The organism is Actinoplanes missouriensis 431, from assembly GCF_000284295.1.
GTDB classification, from domain to species: Bacteria; Actinomycetota; Actinomycetes; order Mycobacteriales; family Micromonosporaceae; genus Actinoplanes; species Actinoplanes missouriensis.
The window spans coordinates 7,987,103-8,007,998 of sequence record NC_017093.1 but is presented as its reverse complement, the minus strand read 5'-3'; the positions used below and the strand labels follow the sequence as shown (position 1 = coordinate 8,007,998).

Genomic DNA, 20,896 nt, shown 5'->3' with positions numbered 1-20,896 from the left:
AATCAGTGTCCTTCCAACGCTCGGTGGCCCTGCTCGACGAGTGCGGGCACCATCGCTCCGACGGTGTCGAAGCCGGCGCCGACGGTCTGGCCCTGGGTGTATCGGTAGTGCACGCCCTCGAGGATGACGGCGAGCTTGAACGCGGCGAAGCCGATGTACCAGTGCAGGTCGCTGACGTCGCGGCCGCTGCGCTCGGCGTACCGGGCGGACATCTCGGCGAGCGACGGGTGACCGGGCAGGTCGATCGGCGCGACGGGCACGCCGTCGCGGACGAGCAGCGGGCGGCCGGCGTAGACGAGCATCAGGGCGAGATCGCTCAGCGGGTCGCCCAGCGTGGACATCTCCCAGTCGAGAACGGCCGCCACCTCCAGGGAGGGGCCGATCAGCACGTTGTCCAGGCGGTAGTCGCCGTGCACGACCGCGCCGGGACCGCCGGCCGGGATGTCGGTGGCGAGCCGGGCGTGCAGCTCGTCGATGCCGGAGAGCTCACGGCTGCGGGACGCGTCGAGCTGCTTCTTCCAGCGGCGGACCTGGCGCTCGTTGAAGCCCTCGGGCCGGCCGAAATCCTCGAGCCCGATCTTGGAAGGGTCGAGCGAGTGCAGATCAGCGAGCGTGTCGACCAGGGTCAGCGTCAACGCTCCAAGATCGACAGACTCCAGCGAGGCGGCATCGCGATAGATATGTCCGTCAACATGCTCCATGAGGTAAAAAGGAGCGCCGATGACCGAAATATCCTCGCACAGTGCGACCGGTGTCGGCACCGGGAACCCTGCCGCCGACAAAGCGGACAAAACTCGATACTCTCGCACCATGTCGTGCGCCGTCGGCAGCACATGCCCGAGCGGCGGCCGGCGCAGCACCCACCGGTTCACCCCGTCGGTCACCGCGTAGGTCAGGTTCGACCGCCCGCCGGCGAACATCGTCGCGGTCAGGGGCGGGCTGTCCAGATAGGCCTGGAGCGCCTCCAGGTCCAGACCCTTCACTTCGCGTCCTCGAAGCCACGCTGCAACTTGTTCATGCCACCCAGCCAACGGTCCGGATCGCTCGCGCGCAAGCGGTAGTAGTCCGCGACTTCGGCGTGCGGCAGGATCAGGAAGCCGCTGCCGGCCAGCGCCTCGGCCACCTGGTCGGCGACGGCCTCGGGCGCCAGCGCGCCCTCGGCGAGGAGCGCGGCGCTGCCGCTGCCGCCCTCGTTCCCCCGGGTCAGCATGTCGGTGCGGACGCCCTGCGGGCAGAGCGCCTGGACGATCAAACCCCGATGGGCGTACGTGGCCCGCAGCCACTCCGCATAGGCCAGCGCGGCGTGTTTCGTGACCGAGTAGGTGGCGCTGCCGAGCAGGGTGAGCAGCCCCGCCGCGCTGACCGTGATCAGCAGCCGTTTCGGCTCGCCGCTGTCCAGCCAGCGGGGGAGCAGCGCCCGGCTGACGTAGACGTGCGACATCACGTTCACGCCGAAGTCCCGCTGCCACTGCGCGTCCGGGGTGGTCTCGTCGCCGGAGGAGAGGACGCCGGCGTTGGAGCAGAACAGATCGATCCCGCCGAGGTCGGTCCAGGCGGCGTCGATGAGCGCGCGGACGTCGTCCTCGCTCGCCGCGTCACCGGGCACCGCGAGCCCGCCGATCTCGTCGGCGACCGACCGGGCCGCGTCCGCGTTCAGGTCGTTCACCACGACCCGGGCGCCGTCGGCGGCGAACCGGCGGGCCAGGGCCGCCCCGATCCCGCCGCCGGCGCCGGTGACGACGACCCGCTTCATTGAACGCTCCCGGTGAGGGTGACGCCGCCGTCGAGCACGATGGTCTGCCCGGTGATCCAGGAGGCGTCCGGCGAGCAGAGGAACGCCACGGTGCCGGCCACGTCGTCGGTGTTGCCGAGCCTGCCCAGTGGGTACGTGGCCGCCACCTCCGCCTCGCGTCCCTCGTAGAGAGCGGTGGCGAACCGGGTCTTCACGACGGCCGGAGCGACCGCGTTGACCCGGATCCGGGGCGCCAGTTCGATGGCGAGCTCCTCGGTGAGGTGGATGAGGGCCGCCTTGGTGGTGCCGTAGAACCCGATCCCCGGGGCCGGCCGGACGCCGGAGACCGAGGAGATGTTCACGATCGATCCGCCGCCGGTGGAGCCGAGTCCGCCGCGCAGCGCCTCCTGCACCCAGCCGAGCGTGCCGATCAGGTTGACCTCGGCCATCTTGCGGGCGGCGCCGAGGTCGAGCTGGGCGAGCGGCCCGTACGCCGGGTTGATCCCGATGTTGTTGATCAGCGTGGTGATCGTGCCGAACCGGCCGGTGACCGCGTCGATCACCGCGGCCCGGTGTGCCGGGTCGTCACCCTTGCCGGCGACGCCGATCGCCACCTCGGGGCCGCCGAGTTCCTTTACGGCGGCCTCGAGGGCATCGGCGTCGCGGCCGGTGACGGCGACTTTCGCCCCTTGGGACACGAAGCGTTGCGCGATGGCGAACCCGATTCCCCGGCTGGCTCCGGTCACGATCGCTACCTGGTCCGCCATCGGTCAACCTCCAGAAAGTCGTGTATATGCAGTACGGGTGCAGATATTACGCGGCCGGAACGCCGTTGGACGGCGGTGTCACGGCCTGGGCGGTGTGCGGCGCGACCGCGCCGTCCTTGTCGTCGGTGGTGTAGGCGCTGCCCAGGAAGACCGCCTTACCCTTTTCAATCTTGGTGAGCTGGGTTCCCCCGTACCCGGAATGATCGCTGTCGGAGAAACGCAGCGGAACCAGACCGGGGCCCTGGAAGTTGTTCTTCTGGACCGCCGAGATGATGCCGTCGCGGGTGAGGTCCTTGCCGGCCGCCTGCAGCGACTGCACGAAGAGGTAGGCGACGGACATGCCGTAGATGACGTTGTTGTCGAACTCGGCGCCGTTGTTGTACTCCGTGTTGACCTTCTTGAAGAGCTGGACCCACGGGTTCGACTCGTCGGTGCTCAGCGGCAGGTAGTTCGCCGCCACGACGCCCTCCAGCAGCGGCGCCGCCGCGCCCAGGGCCTTGCTCACGGTGGTCGGGTCGGCGCCCACGTTGCTCACCACGAACTGCGGCTTGTAGGCGATCTTCGCGGCCGTTCCGATGGAGAGCGCGGTGAACCCGGGGATGGTCGCCAGCACGACGACCTCACAGCCGGCCGCCTTGAACTCGCCCATCTGCGGGCCGACGTTCGGGTTGCTCGTCACGTAGCTGCCCTTGGCGGCGACCGTGCCGACCACCTGCTCCAGGCCGACCAGGCTGTCCCGGCCGAAGTCGTCGTCCTGCCCGAGGAAGCAGACCTTCTTCCCGGCGAGGTTGTCCTTCACGTACGTTCCGAGGATCTTGCCCTCGACCGTGTAGTCCGGGTTGAAGCCGAACGTGCCCGGATACTTGTCCGGCTGGTTCCAGCTGCGGCTGCCGCTCGCCACGAACAGGTCGGGAACCCGGTTCGTCTTGAGGAAGTCCAGGACGCCGGTGTGCGTCGGCGTGCCGAGGCCGTTGATGATCGCGAAGACCTTGTCCTGCAGCACCAGCTCGCGTACCACCTGCTGGGTGGTCGCCGGGTTGTAGGCGTCGTCCTTGACCTTGTAAGTGATCTTCCGGCCGTGCACGCCGCCGTTGGCGTTGACGAAGTCGAAGTACGCCTTGGTGGCCGGGGAGATGCTCGCGTACCCGGCGGCCGCCGGTCCGGTGAGCGGGTGATGGGTGCCGACCACCACTTCGGTGTCGGTCACACCTGGCACGTCGGCGCTGCTGGAGCCGCCGCCCCCGCCGTCGTCGCTGCAGCCCGCGGCCAGTAGCACCACGGCGGCGACGAAGGTCGTCGCGAAGCGTTTCATCGTTCCCTCCTGAATCTGCGGATGAAGGTGGAGCGGATGGAAGAAAGGCGGATGGATGCCAGGCCGCCGGGTGCGGCGAGCATGACGACGATGAGCACCACGCCGAAGACGACCAGGGCGAGGTTCCCCTCGAGACGGTGCGAGCCGGCCTGCTCGGCGACCGACTGGGCCAGCGCGGGCAGGGCGACCAGCAGGACGGCGCCCCAGAGCGCGCCGAACAGGCTGCCCAGGCCGCCGATCACGATCGCCATCACCAGGAACAGCGAGAGGGTCAGCGGGAAGGCGCCGGGCGAGACACTCTGTGCGAGCAGGGCGAACAGGGCGCCGGACAACCCGGCGCAGACCGCGCTCACGACAAAGGCCATCACCTGGGTACGGGCGATGTTGATGCCGGCCAGCTTGGCGGCGGTCTCGTCGTCCCGTACCGCGCGAAGATCCCGCCCGAACCGCCCGCGGACCAGCATGGCCAGCACCAGCACGGTGACCAGCGCGCCGGCCCAGCAGAGCCAGGCCTGCCAGCGTTCCATCGGGATCGTCCCGGGCGGCGGGTCGAGCACCACCGACAGGCCCTGATCGCTGTTGAACGTCTCGTCGAACGTGCTGGTCACCGACGGGACCACGATCGCGACGGCGAGCGTCAGGCCGGCCAGATAGGGTCCGCGCAACCGGGCCGCGGCCAGCCCGATCACCGCGCCGGCCACCGTGGTCACCACGATCGCCAGGACGAAGCTGAGCGGCAGGCTGAGCCACTTGTTCTGGCTCAGCGCGAACGTGTAGGCGCCGGTCGCCATCAGCGCGCCGTGCCCGAGGCTGAGCTGCCCGTTCAGTCCGGTCAGGACGGTCAGCCCGGCGGTCACGCAGAGATAGGCGCCGACCGTGGCGAGCTGGTAGTTCCGGAACGGCGGCAGCGTGTAACTGAGGATCAGAATCAGAATCGCGCCGGCCAGGACGACCAGGACCGGAGCGAGGCGGCGTCGGCTCTTCCGCGCCGGCGCGCTTGCGGTGGGTACGTCCGGAGCAGCCGTCTTCTGTTTCATGTCGGTCATGCCACCCTCGCCTTCGAGCTGGAGAAGAGCCCGCCCGGCTTGCCGAGGAGCACCACCACGAGCAGGAGAAGGACCGCCATCGGGGCGACCGTCGGCTCGACGTAACCGCTGACGTAGGAGAGCAGCAGCCCCACCACGAGACCGCCGGTGACCGCGCCGATCGGGCTGTCCAGGCCGCCGACCACCGCGGCGGTGAACGCGGAGATGAACACCACGTCCATCGCCGTCGGATGCAGGCCCAGTTCGGTCGGGACGACAAGCATCCCGGCCAGCGAGCCGACCGCGGCGGCGAGCGCCCAGCCGAGCGTCAGCATTCCGCCCACCGAGACACCGAGCAGCCGCGAGACGTCGGGCGCGAAGGCCGCCGCCCGCATCCGCAGCCCCACCGCCGTACGCGTGAAGAGAAGCGTGAGAAGGACGACCACCGCGCCCACCGCGGCGAACACGAACAGGTCGTACCGGGACAGCACCGCGATGCCGCCGACCTCGAACGCGTCCCGGCTGAACGGCGTCTCGACCGGCTGGAACTCGCTGCCGTAGATGATGCCGAGCACGCCCTGGATCACCAGGACCAGGCCGAGCGCCACGACCACGCCGTTCAGCGGCGACGAGTGGTCGACGAACCGCATCACCACCCGCTCGACCACCACGCCGAGGACCAGTCCCGCGACGAGCGCGGTGACGAATCCGAGCCAGTAGGAGCCGGTCGCGGTGGTGACCGAGTAACCGGCGTAGACGGCCGCCACCGCCATCGCGCCCTGCGCGAAGTTGACGATCCGGGCGGCCCGCCAGATCAGCACCAGGGCCAGCGCGAACGCCGCGTAGACGGCGCCCCGGCTCAGCCCGTCGAAGGTCAGATAGATGAACTGGCTCATCAGAACCCCAGGTAGGCGTGACGGAGGTCGGCGTCGTCGCGCAGCGCGGACGCCTTGTTGCGGGTCACCACCCGGCCGAGGGCCAGCACCACGCCCTCGTCGGCGATGGAGAGCGCGCTGCGGACGTTCTGCTCCACGAGCAGGACGGCGAGGCCGGTGTTCTTCTGCAGGTCACGCAGGAGCGCCATGATCTGTGCGGTGATCTTCGGAGCCAGGCCCAGCGACGGCTCGTCGAGCAGCAGCAGTCTCGGCCTGCCGACCAGCGCCCGGCCCAGCGCGAGCATCTGCCGCTCACCGCCGGACAACTGGTGCCCGGCGGAGGCACGACGTTGTGCCAGCGCCGGGAACAGCTCGTACACCTCGTCGAGGGCACGTTTCGCGTCGGCCTGATCGCGCCGCCACAGGCCGCCGAGCCGCAGGTTCTCGTCGACGGTGAGCTCGGTGACCACACCGCGTCCCTCCGGGACGTGCGCGATGCCGCGGCGCACCATCCGTTCGACCTTGGTGCTCTTCAGGTCCGCGCCGTCGAAGACCACCTGGCCGCGGCTGCTGCGGACCAGACCGGACAGGGTACGCAGGAGCGTGGTCTTGCCGGCTCCGTTGGCGCCGAGAACAGCGACGATCTCTCCGGGTTGGACGGTGAGGTTGACGTCGTGCAGGACCGGCGCCGCACCGTATCCGGCGGTGAGCCCCTCGACCCGCAGCAGTGCGCTGCTCATGCCGTGTCTCCTCCGGTTGTTTCACGAAATTTCGGGTATGCCAAGGAAGCCGGGCCCGTCGGACGCGGCTTGCCTGGTGGAGTCGTGCGCTGGGTTCGCGCGGTCTGCGCGTTTGTGTGCGGCTCGTGTGTGCTGCGTTTGTGCGCGGCTTTTGTGTGCTGCGTTTGTGCGCGGCTCTTGTTATGCGGGTGTGCCGAGATAAGCCTCGGTGACCCGCTCGTTCGTGCTGATCTCGGCGGGGGTGCCGAGCGCGATCGGCTTGCCGAAGTCGAGGACCAGGATCTCGTCGCAGACCGACATCACCAGGTCCATGTGGTGCTCGACCAGCAGAACGGTGGTGCCGATCTCTTTGATCAGGTCGCCGAGCCAGCGGATCTCGTCGGTGTCCAGACCGCCGGCCGGCTCGTCGAGCATCAGGACGCGCGGCTTCGATGCGAGGGCGCGAGCCAGCTCGATCCGTTTGCGGATCGCATAGGGCAGCGCGCCGGGATAGGTGGCCGCATATTTCGCGACACCGCACCGATCCAGCGCGGCCAGCGCTTCCGCCTCGGCCCGCCGCCCGCGAACGCCGACCATCACGTTCTCCAGCACGGTCATGCCGGCGAACTGGCCGACCCCCTGCAGCGTCCGGGCGATCCCGAGCCGGCTGAGGTGATGCGGCCGGGGTCGCCAGTCCCGCCCGTCGAGGGTGAGGGTGCCCTCGGTCGGCGGCACGAATCCGCAGATGACATTGAAAAGTGTCGTCTTGCCCGCCCCGTTGGGCCCGATCACTCCGACGACTTTCCCCGGCGCCACGCGCAGGGACACATCGTCAAGAGCAGTCAGCCCGCCGAAGCGAACGGTTATGTGGTGAAGGGCGAGCTCATCTGTTGCCACAGCCACCTCCCGGACCGGTGGAAGTCCTGCGTGGAGTGATGGTCAACTATTTACACTAGGAGTGTAACTTTCTCGGCCGCGCCGTCAACCACTTGCAATGTCCCTGTTACCTCATGATTTCTCAGCAGCTCACCCCCGGTCCTCCATCGACCCACCACCTCACCCACCCCGCGCCCATCCGCCGCGCCGCCGCTCGCCTGTCGCCGCCTGCCCTCCGCTGCGATCTAGGCAGCTTGTGGTCGCCAGATGGGCATGGCTTGCCAGGATCGCCCCGGTCGGCGGGCGGCATGCTGCGCGGCGCCAGGCAGCGGGCGGCATGCCGCACGGCGGCGGGCGGCGCGGCGCCAGGCAGCGGGCGGCGCGGGCGGCATGCTGCGCGGCGCCAGGCAGCGGGCGGCGCGGGTGGCGGGCGGCGCCTTGGCGGGTGGGCGTGGGCGGCGGGCGGAGGTTGTGGATGGTGGGGAGGTTGTCGAGGGTGGGGTGGTTGTCGAGGGTGGGGTGGGTGAGCGGGTTCAGGCGACGCCGTGAGGGCGGAACTGGACGCTGACCCTCGGGCCGACCGGGCGGGCCGTCTTCGGAATGGCGTGCTCCCAGGTGCGCTGGCAGGAGCCGCCCATCACGATCAGGTCGCCGTGGCCGAGGGGGAAGCGCAGCGTGTCGTGCCCGCCCGCCCTGGGGCGCAGCAGCAGATTGCGCGGGGAGCCGAACGAGACGATCGCGACCATGGTGTCGTGGCGTGCGGAGCGGCCAACGGTGTCGCCGTGCCAGGCGACGCTGTCCCGGCCGTCGCGGTAGAGGCACATGCCCGCCGTCACGAACTCCTCGCCCAGCTCCGTGCCGTAGTGGGTGTTGAGCAGTGCTTTCGCCGAGGTGAGCCCGGGGTGCGGCAGCGTCTCAGCGCCGCCGAACCAGCGCAGCAGCCGCGGCACGTCGACGACGTCGTCATACATCTTCCGCCGCTCGGCTCGCCAATCGATGCCGAGCAGCGTCTCGAAGACCGCGTCCGAGCCGTGCATCCAGCCGGGCAGCACATCCACCCAGGCGCCCGCGGTGAGCCGATGCCGGGTGACCCGGTCCAGCGGCGTGAACGCCACGGCGTCGGACGGACCGGCGGGAAGCGCCGGCCCGTCTCCCAGGAGGTCGAGCATCGAGGGCTGGTAACTGCTGCTCATCCCGGGCAGTTTAGTACGGACGTTCGAGTATCAGTGCTTGTCCGTGGACGGGTGGGTGTAAACGATCTCTTCGGGAGGCAGCGGGAACGTGACGTCCTCGCCGAACGGGGACGGGCCGCCCTGGATCGGCGCCGCGAGCTCGGCGACGTCCATGTGACCGTCCGCGCCGACCGGTGGGCCCTCGGGCAGCCGGGAGCTGGAGAGCGGCAGCCCGGCCGCGACCCCGGTGACGCCGGTGGAGCCGCTGGGCGCCATCGACTCCGTGTCCTCGAGCTCGTCGCGCCGGAAGATCTTGCGGCCGAGCCAGACCAGCGGGTCGTAGCGACGGTCCACGACGCGCTCCTTCATCGGGATGATCGCATTGTCAGTGATCTTGATGTGTTCCGGGCAGACCTCGGTGCAGCACTTGGTGATGTTGCAGTAGCCGAGGCCCTGGCTGGACTGCGCGTACTCCTTGCGGTCGCCGCGCGCGTCGAGCGGATGCATGTCGAGCTCGGCGGCCCGGATGAAGTACCGCGGGCCGGAGAACGCCTCCTTGTTCTCCTCGTGGTCGCGGACCACGTGGCAGGTGTTCTGGCAGAGGAAGCACTCGATGCACTTGCGGAACTCCTGGCTGCGTTCCACGTCGACCTGCTGCATCCGGTACTCGCCGGGGGCCACCCCGACCGGCGGGGCGAACGCCGGGGTCTCCCGCGCTTTCTCGTAGTTGAACGACACGTCGGTTACCAGGTCCCGGATCACCGGGAAGGTCCGCAGCGGCGTGATCGTGATCGTCTCGTCCTCGGTGAACGTCGACATCCGGGTCATGCAGCCGAGCCGCGGCTTGCCGTTGATCTCCATGGAGCAGGAGCCGCACTTGCCGGCCTTGCAGTTCCACCGGCAGGCCAGGTCCGGCGCCTGGGTGGCCTGCAACCGGTGGATGATGTCGAGGACCACCTCGCCCTCGTTCACGTCGACGTCGAACTCGGTCAGGTCGCCGCCGGACGCATCCCCGCGCCAGACGCGGAAGTGGCGTTTCATTCTGCCTCCAACTCGGCCAGTTCCTCGTCGGTCAGGTATTTCGCCAGCTCGCTGCGGTCGAAGAGAGCGGACAACTCGTCGCGCATCCGGGGGACCGGTTTGCGTTCCAGGTGCACGTCACCGGACTCGTCGATCGAGCAGATCAGGTTGATCCGGCGCCACTGCGGGCTCATCTTCGGGAAGTCCTCGCGGGTGTGCCCGCCGCGCGACTCCTCCCGTTCCAGCGCCGCTTTCGCCGTGCACTCCGAGACGACCAGCATGTTGCGCAGGTCGAGCGCCAGATGCCAGCCCGGGTTGTAGCGCCGGCCGCCGCCGGCCGCGACGTTCGCCACCCGTACCCGAAGCTCGTGAAGTCTTTTCAGGGCGTCGCTCAGTTCGCCTTCGCGCCGGATGATGCCGACGAGATCGCCCATCACCGCCTGAAGATCTTGTTGCAAGGTGTACGGGTTCTCGCCCTCCCCCCGGACCAGCGGAGCGAGCGCCACCTCCACGGCGGCGGCGACGTCCACCTTCGACGGCTTGGGGCGCTTGTCGAGCGAGTCGACGTAGGACGACGCGTGCTCGCCCGCCCGTTTACCGAAGACCAGCAGGTCGGAGAGGGAGTTGCCGCCGAGCCGGTTGGACCCGTGCATGCCGCCGGAGACCTCACCGGCGGCGAACAGCCCCTCCACCCGGCCGAACGCCGCGCCGGTGTCCGGGTCGACCTCGACGCCGCCCATCACGTAGTGGCAGGTCGGCCCGACCTCCATCGGCTCCTTGGTGATGTCGACGTCGGCCAGCTCCTTGAACTGGTGGTGCATCGACGGCAGGCGCCGGATGATCTGCTCGGCCGGCATCCGGGTGGAGACGTCCAGGAAGACCCCGCCGGCCGGGCTGCCACGCCCCGCCTTGACCTCGCTGTTGATCGCCCGGGCGACCTCGTCGCGGGGGAGCAGCTCGGGCGGGCGGCGGTTGTTGTCGGGGTCGGTGTACCAGCGGTCGGCCTCCTCCTCGGTCTCCGCGTACTGCTTGCGGAAGACGTCGGGGACGTAGTCGAACATGAACCGCTTGCCGTCGGAGTTGCGCAGCACACCGCCGTCACCGCGCACCGACTCGGTGACCAGGATGCCCTTCACGCTGGGCGGCCAGACCATGCCGGTCGGGTGGAACTGCAGGAACTCCATGTTGATCAGCGTCGCGCCGGCGCGCAGGGCCAGGGCGTGGCCGTCACCGGTGTACTCCCAGGAGTTCGAGGTGACCTTGTAGCTGCGGCCGACCCCGCCGGTGGCGAGGACCACGGCCGGCGCTTCGAAGAGCAGGAACTCGCCGGACTCGCGGTAGTAGCCGAACGCGCCGGCCACCCGGTCGCCGTCGAGCAGCAGCTCGGTGACGGTGGTCTCCTGGAAGACCCGGATCCGCGAGTCGTAGCTGCCGGTCTCGGCGTAGTCCTCCTGCTGCAGCGAGACGATCTTCTGCTGCAGGGTGCGGATCAGCTCCAGGCCGGTCCGGTCGCCGACGTGGGCGAGGCGGGGGTATTCATGGCCGCCGAAGTTGCGCTGGGAGATCTTGCCGTCTTTCGTACGGTCGAAGAGCGCGCCGTACGTCTCCAGCTCCCAGATCCGCTCCGGCGCCTCCTTGGCGTGCAGCTCCGCCATCCGGAAGTTGTTCAGGAACTTGCCGCCGCGCATGGTGTCCCGGAAGTGGACCATCCAGTTGTCGCGCGAGTTGGCGTTGCCCATCGCGGCGGCCGCGCCACCCTCGGCCATCACCGTGTGCGCCTTGCCGAACAGCGACTTCGAGATGATCGCGGTGCGCTTGCCGGCCAGCCGGGCCTCGATCGCCGCGCGCAGCCCGGCGCCGCCGGCACCGATCACGACGACGTCGTACAGGTGTCGTTCGATCGCGGTGGTCATGACGTCTCCTCCGCTTCGCTCCGGCGCCGCCATGAGTCGAAGACTGTGCCTGATGATTCGCTCGCAAGCTCGCTCATGGGTCCCTCAATTGATGATGCGCAGGTCGGAGAACCAGTCGGCGGCGAGACCCATGATGTAGAAGTCGGTCAGCGCCAGGGTGCCGAGCGTGATCCAGGCCAGCTGCATGTGCCGGGTGTTGAGCTTCGAGACGAACGTCCAGAAGCGGTACCGCACGGGGTGCTGGGAGAAGTGCTTCAGCCGCCCGCCGGCGATGTGCCGGCAGGAATGACAGGACAACGTGTACGCCCAGAGCATGATCACGTTGATCCAGAGGATCACGTTGCCGAGGCCGAGTCCGGTCGTCTGCGCCAGGACCGCGTCCCATGTGTTGATCACCGAGATGATGACCGCGGCGTAGAACGCGTACCGATGGGCGTTCTGGAAGATCAGCGGGAAGCGGGTCTCACCCGAGTAGCTCTTGTGCCCGTCCGGCACCGCGCAGGCCGGCGGCGACAACCAGAACGAGCGGTAGTACGCCTTCCGGTAGTAGTAACAGGTCAGCCGGAAGAGCAGCAGGAACGGCAGGGTGAACGCGGCTTCCGGGATGAGGAAGAAGTTCGGCAGGGGAGTGCCGAACTCGGCCGCGGCGCCGCATCGCTCGGTCAGGCACGGTGAGTAGAACGGTGTGAGGTAGTGGAACTCCTCCACGAAGAACCACTTGTGCATGAAGACGCGAACCGTCGCGTAGGTGACCCAGGCGCTCAGGCCGAGGAAGGTGATCAGGGGCGCGAGCCACCACCGGTCGGTGCGCAGTGTCCGCGCGGCGATGGCCGCGCGGGCCCGGCCGCCCGGCGTCGTTGCCGTGGTCGTCATTCCATCTCCTGAATGTGCCGTTCTCCTCCGCCGTCCAGCCGGGTCCGGGCACACGTGTGCCCCACTCAGCTGCCGCGGAGCGACAGTGATGTGGGGCACACGTTACGCCGAAAGTCCGACACTTCGCTGCGCGGGGATGCGAAGTGGACCACAAAATCCCCATCCCGCGTCGATTGGACGATCATGAATGGGTTAGTAGATCATCCCGACGCGTTCCCGGTGACGTTCCATCCGGCCAGGTGCAGGGCGGGCGCCGCGTATCGTGCGCGGCCCCACGACTCGGGGAGCAGCACCGACTCGCCGCCGATGCCGTGCACCCGGCCGGGCCCGAGCGCCTGCGGGTAGGACTGGGTGAACCGCACGTTGCCCACCGCCGAGACGATCTCCCCGTTCTCGATCAGCCAGACGCCGTTGCGGGTCAGGCCGGTCACCACGAGGCTCTTCGGGTCGAGCACCCGGGTGTACCAGAAATCGGTGATCAGCAGGCCGCGGGCGACCCGGGCGACGAGCGGCCGGGCCGACGCGGCGATCGCGGCCGGGCCGTCCGCCGTGGACACGGCCGTGTCCGACGCCTCCAGCCGCAGGTGGGTGGCCTGCGGACCCCAGGACCGCGAGTAGGGCGAGGCGTGCCCGGTCGACTCGGCGCCGGCCTCCGCAGCCGACGTCCGGTCGTGGGTGACCGCCCTGGTCACGCCGTCCCGGACCAGGACCAGCGACCGGCGTGGCGTGCCCTCGTCGTCGAACGGCAGACCCGGCGCCGGCTCGGCCCGGCTGCCGAGCGGCTCGTCCACGATGGTCACCGCCGGGTCGAACTGGGCCCGGCCCGGCTCGGCGAAGGACTGCCGCTGCACCCACGCCTTGCCGTTGAACCCGAACGTCGCGAGGTTCTCCAGCAGGTCTTTCACCGCGTCCGGTTCGAGCACCACCTCGTACGACCCGGGTGGCAGCTCGGCCGGTTGGCCGGCGGCGCGTGCCTTGGCCGCGGCGCGAGCGCCGAGCACCGCCCCGTCGATGCCGGACAACCGGGAGGCGGCCAGCCGGGCCACGCCGTCGGCGAAGCCCGCGGAGGCGCTGCCGGACCGGGCGATGCCGTCCATCGCGGCCTCCACGGTCCGGCCCTCGACGGCCTGCCCGGCGGTGTTGGCGAACGCCGCCGCGACGGCGACGGTCCGGCAGTAACCGGCGGTCTCCAGGCCGCCGGCCGCGTCGACGAAGTCCCGGACCCGCGCGGCCCGGTCGGCCGGATCGGCGTGCGCGGTCGCCTCGTCGAACCCGAACGACAGGCCGGAGTGCTCGCCGGAGCCGGGGTGACCGGCCGAGACGTGCAGCGCGGCCGGCCGGGTCAGACCCGCCCAGCTCGCGTCGGGCGGGCTCACCCGGGCCGCCGCCAGGGTGCGCTCGACGAGCGCGCGCAGCCCGTCCGGGCCGGTGACCGTGGTGGAGCCGCCCGCGGTGCGCCCGCCGGTGTGCAGGCGCAGCCGCACGCCGGTGGTCACGTCCGCGACGTTCTGGTGGATCGCCGAGTTCGCGAAGCGGGTCAGCGCCTCGGCCTCGTTGCGCACCACCACCTCGGCCTCGGCCTCGCGTCCGGCCAGCTCGCGGATCAGCTCGACGACCCGGGCCGCGACATCCAGCTCGGCGCTCATCCGCGCACCCCCACCCGTACCCCGGTGAACCGGGCCGGCGCCGCCGGATGCCCGGTGTGGCCGATCTGGCCGGGCTGACCCTTCCCGCAGTTCGGCGTGCCCCAGGCGATCGTCTCGGAGGAGAGCATGTCCATCGACTGCCAGAACTTGGGGCCGATCCCGGTGTAGGTCGGGTTGCGCAGCATCCGTCCCCGCTTCCCGTTCTTGATCTCGTACCCGATCTCGCAGCCGAACTGGAAGTTCAGCCGCCGGTCGTCGATCGACCAGGACCGGTTGACGTCCATGAACACCCCGTCGTCGGTGGCCGCGATGATCTCGTCGAGGGTGTGCGGGCCGGGTTCCAGCCCGACGTTCGTCATCCGCACCATCGGCAGCCGCGACCAGCCGTCGGAGCGGACGCTGCCGGCGTAGTCCAGCCCGGCCACCGACGCCGAGTCGCGCCCGGCCAGCACGCCGACCCAGATCCCGTCGCGCACCGCGTGCCGTTTCGTGGCAGGCGTGCCCTCGTCGTCGAAGCCGAAGCTGCCCAGGGCGCCGGGGAACGTCGGGTCGATGGTGATGTTCATGAGCTCGGAGCCGTAGCGCAGCGAGCCCAGCCGGCTCAGGTCGAGCCAGCTGGTGCCGGCGAAGGCCGCCTCCCAGCCGAGGATCCGGTCCAGCTCGATGGCGTGCCCGACCGACTCGTGGATCTGCAGCGCCAGCTGCTCGCCGCCGAGCACCAGGGTGGTCTCGCCGGACGGGCAGAGCGGCGCGGTGAGCAGCGCCCGGGCCTCCTCGGCCATCCGCGGCGCGTTGCCGACCAGGTCGATCTCCTCGACCAGCTCCCAGCCACGGGTGCCGAACTGCCCGCGCCACGACGGCCAGGACCGGCGCTGGATCTCCCCGTCGCCGAACGCGCTGGCGGTGACGCCCGCGCCGCACTCCCGGATGTGCTGGTCGATGCGGTGACCCTCGCTGGAGACGAACCACTTGCGGGTGTCCCACACCGAGTAGTTGGCCTCGGCCAGGTCGGCGCCTGCCTCCTTGGCGGCGGTGGTCGCCCGGACCAGCAGGTCGCCCTTGTCGGCGAGCGAGACGCCGAGCGGGTCGATCACGCAGTCGCTGGCCCAGCTCGCCACGACCGCGCCGGCCGGGACCAGGCCCACCGGCGGCCCGGACACCGAAGCACTGGCGGCGGCGATCTCCGCGGCCCGCCGGCCGGCTGCGCGGGCCGCGGGCTCGGACAGATCGGGTACGGCGTAGAAGCCCCACCCCGAGCCGACCAGCGCTCGCACGCCGATGCCCGCGCTCTCGTCGAAACCGACGTCCTCGACGGCGCCGTCCCGGGCCGACATCGCCTCGGTGCGCCGCACCATGACGCGGGCGTCCGCATATCGCGCGCCCGCGTCGAGCGCGGCCTGCACCGCCGCACCCGCCTCATCGAAATGGGTCATGAACCGACCCTATGCGCCGGGTACGACGCTTTCAGCGAGGCGGCAGCAACCGCTCCGGATCGATGGTCACGGTCACCGGCTCGGTGAGCCGCAGCGGAACCCCGGGTGTGGCGACCTGGACCTCCGTGTACGCCGAGCCGTCGAGCCCGAAGAGCCGCAGGGTCCCGGACACCGGGTCGGCCAGCAGGTACCACGGGATGCCGGCCGTCGCGTAGTAGTGGCTCTTGAGCACCCGGTCGGTGTCGCCGTTCGACGGCGAGAGGATCTCGCAGACCAGCCGCACGGCCGACGCGTCGATGACGAGTTCGTCGAAGTCGATCTCCCCGGTGATCACGAGGTCCGGGATCGGGATGCGGTCGGTACCCACGCGCACGTTCACCGCTTCGTGGAGGAGCAGCCCGGCGTCTTCGACCACCGGAGTGAGTGCGATGGCGAGGCGTGTGGAAAGTCGCTGATGGCGGGGAGTAGGGGCTGGTGTCACGTGCAGGCTCCCGTCGAAAAGCTCGATGCGCTCGGGCGTTTCGCCGATGGCCAGGAACTCAGGCTCCGTCACGGGTTTCTGGGGGAGGAGAAGAGAGGTAGTCATGGCGTCTCCCGGGTTGTCGGGATTCGAATGTCTCACAACAACTGGTCCCATGACACCCCTCCCCATGACTACTTTCGGGTGACCTCCGTGGCGTGACCACTCAGAAAGGCTAGCTCCTCGGTGAGGGTGGCGGCGGGGACCGAGGGGCAGCCGGGCAGCTCCGCGCCGACCAGCAGGACCGCGTCCGACGCGCCGGCGAAACGCAGGTTGTGGTGGGCGTAGACGTCGGCCGCGTCGGCCCGGTCACCCAGGTACCGCTCGGCGATCGGCGCCGGCAGGCCGGTCCAGTCGATCACCGGGTCGCGGGCGACGGCGCGGTGGAAGTCCTCCGGGCGGCGCAGCACGGCGAGGGCCGCGAGCCAGCCGCCGAGGCCGTGCCCGCGCAGCGCGACCCGGCTCAGGTCCAGGTCGGGATGCTTGCCGAGCAGTGCGTGCAGCGCGTCGGCCAGGTCGTTCAGGCAGACGTCGGCGAGTCGCCGGTGCACCGCCTTCTCGAAGCTGGGTGCGACTCCGGGCGTACCCCTGGGGTCGATCGATACGACGGCGAAGCCGGCGTCCGCCCACCACTGCCGTTCCTGCCATTCGCGGTTCTCCGCGGCGTGGACGTCCGCGCGCACCTGCTGGTGTCCCGGCCCCGCGCCGAGCGTGAGCAGCACCGGAAGGCGTGACCCGGCGACGAAGCCGGACGGGTAGAGGACAGCGGCCGGCAACCGGCGGTCGGTGACCCGTTCCAGCACCGGCTCCGGCCGGTACGGCAGAGCGGCCGCCGACGACCGCAGCACCGCGACCCGCTCGTCGCCGCGCCACACCTGGGCGCCGGCGACCAGCACGTCCCCGCCGACGACCACGCCGTCCCGGCCGGTCAGCCCGGCGATCCGGGTCACCTCGGGCCCGCCGCCGCCCACCGCGGTACGCACCCGGAACACCTCCCGCACCGCCGGGTCGCCGAGGCTTCCCTCGACCACGAGGTCCGGGGATCCGGCCGGTCCGCCGTCGCGGGGCAGCGTGCCGGCGACCCGGCGCACGTAGAGGCCGGGCGGGGTGAGCAGGCTGCCGTCGGCGAAGAGGCAGCGGGCGTCGAAGCCGTCGTGCGCGAGCTCGCCGCCGACCAGCACCCGCCCGTCCGGCAGGTGGCGTGGGGTGCCGGGCACCGGCTCGACCCAGCGGGCGTCGGCGAGTTCGGCGTGTACCTGGGTCTCGCCGGTGCGCGGGTCGACCGAGAGCACCAGGCCGTGCTGCTGCATCCGGCGCAGCACGGTGATCAGCGGCCCGCCGGACTCCCAGCGGACCTGCGCCAGGTGGGGGTAGGTCTCCCGGTCCCAGTGCACGTCGACCCAGCCGTCGTCCAGGTCGAGCAGGTGCAGGCTGGCGGTTCTGGCGGTGCGTACCGCGAGGATCTGGGTCCCCTCCGGGGACCACCACCAGCCACGGGTACGCCCGAACTCCGCCGCCCCGGTTCCCGGCATGCCCCAGGAGATGGTGCCGCCGTGCTCCCGCCACGCGTTGCCGGGCTCGCCGGCCAGCAGCCGATCGCCGTCCGGTCCGACCACCCGCAGCGTCGCCGCGCCGTCCGGGTCGGTGACGTACCCGATGTCGCGGCCGGTCGGCGCGGGCCGCGGGTCGTGCACGGGTCCCGCCGCCGGCACCGCGGTGACGGTCCCGGCGACCAGGTCGGCCCGGAACAGCTCGCCGGCCCGGGCGAAGGCCACCACCCGGGCGTCGCGGTCGGCCGCGTACGCGTCGATCGGCCCGTCCGCGACCAGCCGCTCGGCGCCGGCGGCCAGGTCGAGCACCCAGAGCGCGGAATCCGGGTCGTCCGGTCCGGCCGACCGCAGAAACAGGATCCGGGCGGTGTCGGCACCGATCGTCACGGTATGCGGCGCGCCATGTCTGAATCCGCCGGTGCGCTCGGCGAGTGCCGGGAACTCCACGCTGACAGCATCGCTGATCGGGGCGGTCTCGCGCGGGTCAAACCGCGGGCTCGTGACGCCGGGCCGCTCCCGGCCGCCAGTACAGTATCCGCCGTGACTACATCGGCCGTGCCCACCGAGCCTCTGCCCGCACGCCGTCTGCTGCTGGTGCACGCGCACCCCGACGACGAGGTCATCGGCACCGGGGCGACCATGGCGCACTACGCCGCGCTCGGCGCCCACGTGACGCTCGTGACGTGCACCCTCGGCGAGGAGGGTGAGATCCACGTGCCGGAGCTCGCCCAGCTCGGCGCGGCGCACGCCGACCAGCTCGGCGGTTACCGGCTGGTGGAGTGGCATCGCGCGTGTGCGGCGCTCGGCGTGACCGATCACCGGATGCTCGGCGGCCCGGGGCGGTACCGCGACTCCGGGATGATGGGCCTGCCGACGAACGAGCACCCCCGGGCGTTCTGGAGCGCGGACCTGGACGAGGCCGCCGCCCTCCTCGTCGAGATCATCCGCGAGGTCCGCCCGCAGGTCATGATCACTTATGACGAGAACGGTTTCTACGGTCACCCGGACCACATCCAGGCGCACCGCGTGGCGATGCGTGCCGCCGAGCTGGCCGGGCCGGACGGGCCGGAGAAGATCTACTGGAGCGCGATGCCGCTGAGCGTCATGAAAGACGGCATGGCGGCGTTCCGGGAGTCCGAGGGCAACCCGTTCGCCGAGGTCGAGCACGTCGAGGACCTGCCGTTCGGCACGCCGGACGAGCAGATCGCGGCCCGCGTCGACGGCACCGACCACTCGGCGAAGAAGACCGCGGCGATGCGCGCGCACGCCACCCAGATCCCGGACAACTCGTGGCTCTACGGCATCGCCGGCGACTTCGGCGGCGAGTTCATGGGCGTGGAGTACTACACGCTGGTGAAGGGCGAGCGCGGCCCGGGCTCCGGGCCGTTCCACTGGGAGGACGACCTCTTCGCCGGCTTGGAGATCAAGCAATGACCGCCCCGGAGACCGTCGAGCAGCAGCAACCGGCGAGGGCGCCGCGGGAGCCGTGGCACGGCTGGGACACCGTCGTCCGGGTCGCCGGCGTCGTCGTCGCGGTGATCGCCACGCTGGTCACCGCGGTGTTCGAGCTGGAGCTGACCACGCTGCGCTCCGGCGGGGTGTCCGTCCTGCGCAACGGCGAGTCGCTCTGGACCAGCGGCGGGTTCCTGATCCCGATCGCGATCCCGGTGGCGATCGGGGCGAACCTGGTGATCGCCTGGTTCGCGGTGACGGTGACCGGTCGCCGCTGGGCGCTCGGCCCGCCGTGGGCGCTCTGGACGCTGATCATGCTGGCCGCGGCCGGCACCCGGACCACCGAGGGCGACTACCTGCTCAGCGGGGACAACTGGGTGGCGCTCGTGATGATCCTGACCGGCAGCCTGGCGTACGCGGTCTACTCGTACCGGATGATCTTGAAGCCGGTGGCGGCGAAGGCCACTGACAGCGGACTCTCAGGCAGCCTCTAGGAATCCACGCGCCGCATCCGCCAAGATGACCGGGACGACGAACGTTTGTTCCCCGGGAGGACGAGATGAGGCAGCAGCGCTGGTTCCGGATCGCGGTACTGGCGGCCGGACTGTTTGTGATCAATGCGGTCGCGCGGCTGGTGGTCCGGTTCGGTTACGACGGCTCGGACAGCGCGCAGAACCGGGCGTCGATCGTGATGTTCGCCCTCATCGCGCTGATCCTGGGCGTGCTCACCTTCCTGCGCTCGCAGCACGTCCGCAGCAGCACCTGGCTGCCCGAGATCGGGTTCGGCGCGCTGGGCGGCATGCTGCTGACCGTCCTGGTGGGACCGTTCCTGAGCGGCAGCAGCCCGTTCGCGAACGGCGCCGGCGACTTCTTCGCCCAGGTCTGGATCTACGCGGCCTGCGCGATCGTCGGCTCCGCGCTCGGCTTCGGCGTCGCCGTGATGCTGGGCCGTGACTACCGGTCGAAGTCGCTGGCCGCGTTCACCCGCGCCCGCACCACCCGCCCACGCCGCGTGGTCCGGCGCTAGAGCGCTCCGGAGGGTTTCAGAGCTGCCGCGTCAGGTAGGTGTGGTGGGTGGTGAACCCGAGCCGGTTGTAGAGCGCGACCGCCGCCGCGTTGCGCTCTTCCACCTGGAGGTACGCGCGGGTCGATCCGCGCTGCGACGCCCACTGCGCCAGCGCCCGCACCACGTGCGCGCCCAGTCCCTGGCGGCGGGCGGCCGGCGCGGTCTGCAGCAGCGAGATGCCGAGCCAGCGGTCCGGTCCGGTCACCGCGCCCCGGGCCACCGCGAGCAACCCGCCGTCGGTGTCCCGGACATGGGCGAAAACCCGTTCCGGTACGCCGTTGAGAATGCGCAGTGCCGTTCCGGGTAGAGCACCCTTGTGCTCAGCGACCATCGCGTACCACTCGTCGGAGGCGGCGTCGGCCAGATCGACCGGGGGAAGCCCGCTGCCGGCCGCCGTCTTGAGCAGGGCCGCCAGCGGCATGGTCTGCACCAGCGTGAGCGGCCGGGTGGTCCACCCGCGCTCGTCGAGCGCCGCGTTCACCGGGGCGGCGAGCGGCATCGGCGCGTTGATCAGGGGTTGCTGGCCGCGCTCGGTGTACCACCTGACGACGGCGTCGATCGCCTCGTCCAGCGGCCGGTCCGGGTCGCCGACGGCGAGCGCCGAGTTGGCGCGGCCGGTCCAGTTGTCCGCGGCGCGCAGGATCCAGCCGCCGAGCCGGGAGCGGACCGGGGCGGGCCACGCCTCGTCGGCGGCCAGCTCCAGAGAGATCACATCGGCGGCGACGGCACGCCGGGCGGGCGGGACCCGCTTGGCGCGGTGCACCTCACGCAGCGGAACGCGTACCGTTCCTTTCGCGGTCGCGAGTGTGAGATCGGTCTCCGTCAGGTCGACGAGCTCACCGAGCGCATCCGTGAAGAGCGCGCGGTCTCCGGTTACGCCTACAATTCGGCGTACCACCACCCGGTGTCCCACATCCTGTTGTCGGAGCACGCATTACCTCCCTC

At 70.6% G+C, this 20,896-nt stretch carries 20 protein-coding genes; 3 read left to right on the top strand and 17 right to left on the bottom strand.

Annotated elements, in window-relative coordinates:
- Positions 1 to 2: 2 nt before the first annotated feature.
- From AMIS_RS36440 to AMIS_RS36365, 16 genes are all read right to left on the bottom strand, one after another.
- Positions 3 to 983 carry a phosphotransferase family protein gene (locus AMIS_RS36440; protein WP_014447489.1) on the bottom strand — a complete coding sequence of 327 codons (981 nt, stop codon included), beginning with the start codon at positions 981 to 983 and terminating at the stop codon, positions 3 to 5.
- On the bottom strand, positions 980 to 1,753 hold the full coding sequence (locus AMIS_RS36435) for an SDR family oxidoreductase (RefSeq protein WP_014447488.1): 774 nt from the start codon (positions 1,751 to 1,753) through the stop codon (positions 980 to 982). The genes AMIS_RS36440 and AMIS_RS36435 overlap by 4 nt, the downstream gene beginning before the upstream one ends.
- A complete protein-coding gene (locus tag AMIS_RS36430; RefSeq protein ID WP_014447487.1) occupies positions 1,750 to 2,499 on the bottom strand; it encodes an SDR family oxidoreductase in 750 nt (249 codons plus the stop codon). Before AMIS_RS36430 ends, AMIS_RS36435 begins: the two co-directional genes overlap by 4 nt.
- A 46-nt stretch (positions 2,500 to 2,545) precedes the next feature.
- Positions 2,546 to 3,811 (bottom strand): ABC transporter substrate-binding protein, encoded by a 1,266-nt coding sequence (locus AMIS_RS36425; RefSeq protein ID WP_014447486.1) that lies wholly within the window; start codon positions 3,809 to 3,811, stop codon positions 2,546 to 2,548.
- Entirely contained in the window at positions 3,808 to 4,857 is a 1,050-nt protein-coding gene (locus AMIS_RS36420) for a branched-chain amino acid ABC transporter permease (protein ID WP_014447485.1), read from the bottom strand. Before AMIS_RS36420 ends, AMIS_RS36425 begins: the two co-directional genes overlap by 4 nt.
- The gene (locus AMIS_RS36415) at positions 4,854 to 5,732 is read right to left on the bottom strand and encodes a branched-chain amino acid ABC transporter permease (protein ID WP_014447484.1); all 879 of its coding nucleotides are present in this window, start codon (positions 5,730 to 5,732) and stop codon (positions 4,854 to 4,856) included. Before AMIS_RS36415 ends, AMIS_RS36420 begins: the two co-directional genes overlap by 4 nt.
- The gene (locus AMIS_RS36410; protein ID WP_014447483.1) at positions 5,732 to 6,451 is read right to left on the bottom strand and encodes an ABC transporter ATP-binding protein; all 720 of its coding nucleotides are present in this window, start codon (positions 6,449 to 6,451) and stop codon (positions 5,732 to 5,734) included. The genes AMIS_RS36415 and AMIS_RS36410 overlap by 1 nt, the downstream gene beginning before the upstream one ends.
- A 180-nt stretch (positions 6,452 to 6,631) precedes the next feature.
- Positions 6,632 to 7,333, bottom strand: coding sequence for an ABC transporter ATP-binding protein (locus AMIS_RS36405; RefSeq protein ID WP_014447482.1), 702 nt, complete (start codon positions 7,331 to 7,333; stop codon positions 6,632 to 6,634).
- Between the two features lie 506 nt (positions 7,334 to 7,839).
- Positions 7,840 to 8,499, bottom strand: coding sequence for an alpha-ketoglutarate-dependent dioxygenase AlkB (locus AMIS_RS36400; RefSeq protein WP_014447481.1), 660 nt, complete (start codon positions 8,497 to 8,499; stop codon positions 7,840 to 7,842).
- A gap of 30 nt (positions 8,500 to 8,529) precedes the next feature.
- Positions 8,530 to 9,519: a succinate dehydrogenase/fumarate reductase iron-sulfur subunit gene (locus tag AMIS_RS36395; protein WP_014447480.1), complete on the bottom strand. Its 990-nt coding sequence runs from the start codon at positions 9,517 to 9,519 to the stop codon at positions 8,530 to 8,532.
- Positions 9,516 to 11,411 (bottom strand): fumarate reductase/succinate dehydrogenase flavoprotein subunit, encoded by a 1,896-nt coding sequence (locus tag AMIS_RS36390; protein WP_014447479.1) that lies wholly within the window; start codon positions 11,409 to 11,411, stop codon positions 9,516 to 9,518. The genes AMIS_RS36395 and AMIS_RS36390 overlap by 4 nt, the downstream gene beginning before the upstream one ends.
- A gap of 84 nt (positions 11,412 to 11,495) precedes the next feature.
- Entirely contained in the window at positions 11,496 to 12,284 is a 789-nt protein-coding gene (locus tag AMIS_RS36385) for a hypothetical protein (protein ID WP_014447478.1), read from the bottom strand.
- A 200-nt stretch (positions 12,285 to 12,484) separates the two neighbouring features.
- Positions 12,485 to 13,930: a TldD/PmbA family protein gene (locus AMIS_RS36380; RefSeq protein ID WP_014447477.1), complete on the bottom strand. Its 1,446-nt coding sequence runs from the start codon at positions 13,928 to 13,930 to the stop codon at positions 12,485 to 12,487.
- Positions 13,927 to 15,363, bottom strand: coding sequence for a TldD/PmbA family protein (locus tag AMIS_RS36375; protein WP_014447476.1), 1,437 nt, complete (start codon positions 15,361 to 15,363; stop codon positions 13,927 to 13,929). The genes AMIS_RS36380 and AMIS_RS36375 overlap by 4 nt, the downstream gene beginning before the upstream one ends.
- A 31-nt stretch (positions 15,364 to 15,394) precedes the next feature.
- Positions 15,395 to 15,949 carry a Uma2 family endonuclease gene (locus AMIS_RS36370; protein ID WP_041830281.1) on the bottom strand — a complete coding sequence of 185 codons (555 nt, stop codon included), beginning with the start codon at positions 15,947 to 15,949 and terminating at the stop codon, positions 15,395 to 15,397.
- Positions 15,950 to 16,017: 68 nt separating this feature from the next.
- On the bottom strand, positions 16,018 to 17,820 hold the full coding sequence (locus tag AMIS_RS36365; protein ID WP_386933091.1) for a prolyl oligopeptidase family serine peptidase: 1,803 nt from the start codon (positions 17,818 to 17,820) through the stop codon (positions 16,018 to 16,020).
- 153 nt (positions 17,821 to 17,973) lie between these two features.
- On the opposite strand from AMIS_RS36365, the gene mshB reads away from it, so the two are divergent.
- The 3 genes from mshB to AMIS_RS36350 all read left to right on the top strand — a co-directional run bounded on the left by mshB (position 17,974) and on the right by AMIS_RS36350 (position 19,912).
- Positions 17,974 to 18,867 (top strand): N-acetyl-1-D-myo-inositol-2-amino-2-deoxy-alpha-D-glucopyranoside deacetylase, encoded by an 894-nt coding sequence (gene mshB / locus AMIS_RS36360; RefSeq protein WP_014447473.1) that lies wholly within the window; start codon positions 17,974 to 17,976, stop codon positions 18,865 to 18,867.
- Positions 18,864 to 19,379, top strand: a complete 516-nt coding sequence (locus AMIS_RS36355; RefSeq protein ID WP_014447472.1) for a hypothetical protein — start codon at positions 18,864 to 18,866, stop codon at positions 19,377 to 19,379. The genes mshB and AMIS_RS36355 overlap by 4 nt, the downstream gene beginning before the upstream one ends.
- 65 nt (positions 19,380 to 19,444) lie before the next feature.
- The gene (locus tag AMIS_RS36350) at positions 19,445 to 19,912 is read left to right on the top strand and encodes a hypothetical protein (RefSeq protein ID WP_014447471.1); all 468 of its coding nucleotides are present in this window, start codon (positions 19,445 to 19,447) and stop codon (positions 19,910 to 19,912) included.
- Between the two features lie 16 nt (positions 19,913 to 19,928).
- Here the strand turns inward: AMIS_RS36350 and AMIS_RS36345 are convergent, their stop codons facing one another.
- Positions 19,929 to 20,882: a GNAT family N-acetyltransferase gene (locus AMIS_RS36345; protein ID WP_014447470.1), complete on the bottom strand. Its 954-nt coding sequence runs from the start codon at positions 20,880 to 20,882 to the stop codon at positions 19,929 to 19,931.
- Positions 20,883 to 20,896 lie beyond the last annotated feature (14 nt).

What these genes read in the sequence shown, in the direction of transcription:
- AMIS_RS36425 (WP_014447486.1), bottom strand. Translation starts at nt 3,811, where the DNA reads ATGAAACGCTTCGCGACGACCTTCGTCGCCGCCGTGGTGCTACTGGCC.
- AMIS_RS36410 (WP_014447483.1), bottom strand. Translation starts at nt 6,451, where the DNA reads ATGAGCAGCGCACTGCTGCGGGTCGAGGGGCTCACCGCCGGATACGGT.
- AMIS_RS36380 (WP_014447477.1), bottom strand. Translation starts at nt 13,930, where the DNA reads ATGAGCGCCGAGCTGGATGTCGCGGCCCGGGTCGTCGAGCTGATCCGC.
- AMIS_RS36435 (WP_014447488.1), bottom strand. Translation starts at nt 1,753, where the DNA reads ATGAAGCGGGTCGTCGTCACCGGCGCCGGCGGCGGGATCGGGGCGGCC.
- AMIS_RS36395 (WP_014447480.1), bottom strand. Translation starts at nt 9,519, where the DNA reads ATGAAACGCCACTTCCGCGTCTGGCGCGGGGATGCGTCCGGCGGCGAC.
- AMIS_RS36370 (WP_041830281.1), bottom strand. Translation starts at nt 15,949, where the DNA reads ATGACTACCTCTCTTCTCCTCCCCCAGAAACCCGTGACGGAGCCTGAG.
- AMIS_RS36375 (WP_014447476.1), bottom strand. Translation starts at nt 15,363, where the DNA reads ATGACCCATTTCGATGAGGCGGGTGCGGCGGTGCAGGCCGCGCTCGAC.
- AMIS_RS36350 (WP_014447471.1), top strand. Translation starts at nt 19,445, where the DNA reads ATGAGGCAGCAGCGCTGGTTCCGGATCGCGGTACTGGCGGCCGGACTG.
- AMIS_RS36420 (WP_014447485.1), bottom strand. Translation starts at nt 4,857, where the DNA reads ATGACCGACATGAAACAGAAGACGGCTGCTCCGGACGTACCCACCGCA.
- AMIS_RS36385 (WP_014447478.1), bottom strand. Translation starts at nt 12,284, where the DNA reads ATGACGACCACGGCAACGACGCCGGGCGGCCGGGCCCGCGCGGCCATC.
- AMIS_RS36430 (WP_014447487.1), bottom strand. Translation starts at nt 2,499, where the DNA reads ATGGCGGACCAGGTAGCGATCGTGACCGGAGCCAGCCGGGGAATCGGG.
- AMIS_RS36400 (WP_014447481.1), bottom strand. Translation starts at nt 8,499, where the DNA reads ATGAGCAGCAGTTACCAGCCCTCGATGCTCGACCTCCTGGGAGACGGG.
- AMIS_RS36390 (WP_014447479.1), bottom strand. Translation starts at nt 11,411, where the DNA reads ATGACCACCGCGATCGAACGACACCTGTACGACGTCGTCGTGATCGGT.
- AMIS_RS36355 (WP_014447472.1), top strand. Translation starts at nt 18,864, where the DNA reads ATGACCGCCCCGGAGACCGTCGAGCAGCAGCAACCGGCGAGGGCGCCG.
- AMIS_RS36415 (WP_014447484.1), bottom strand. Translation starts at nt 5,732, where the DNA reads ATGAGCCAGTTCATCTATCTGACCTTCGACGGGCTGAGCCGGGGCGCC.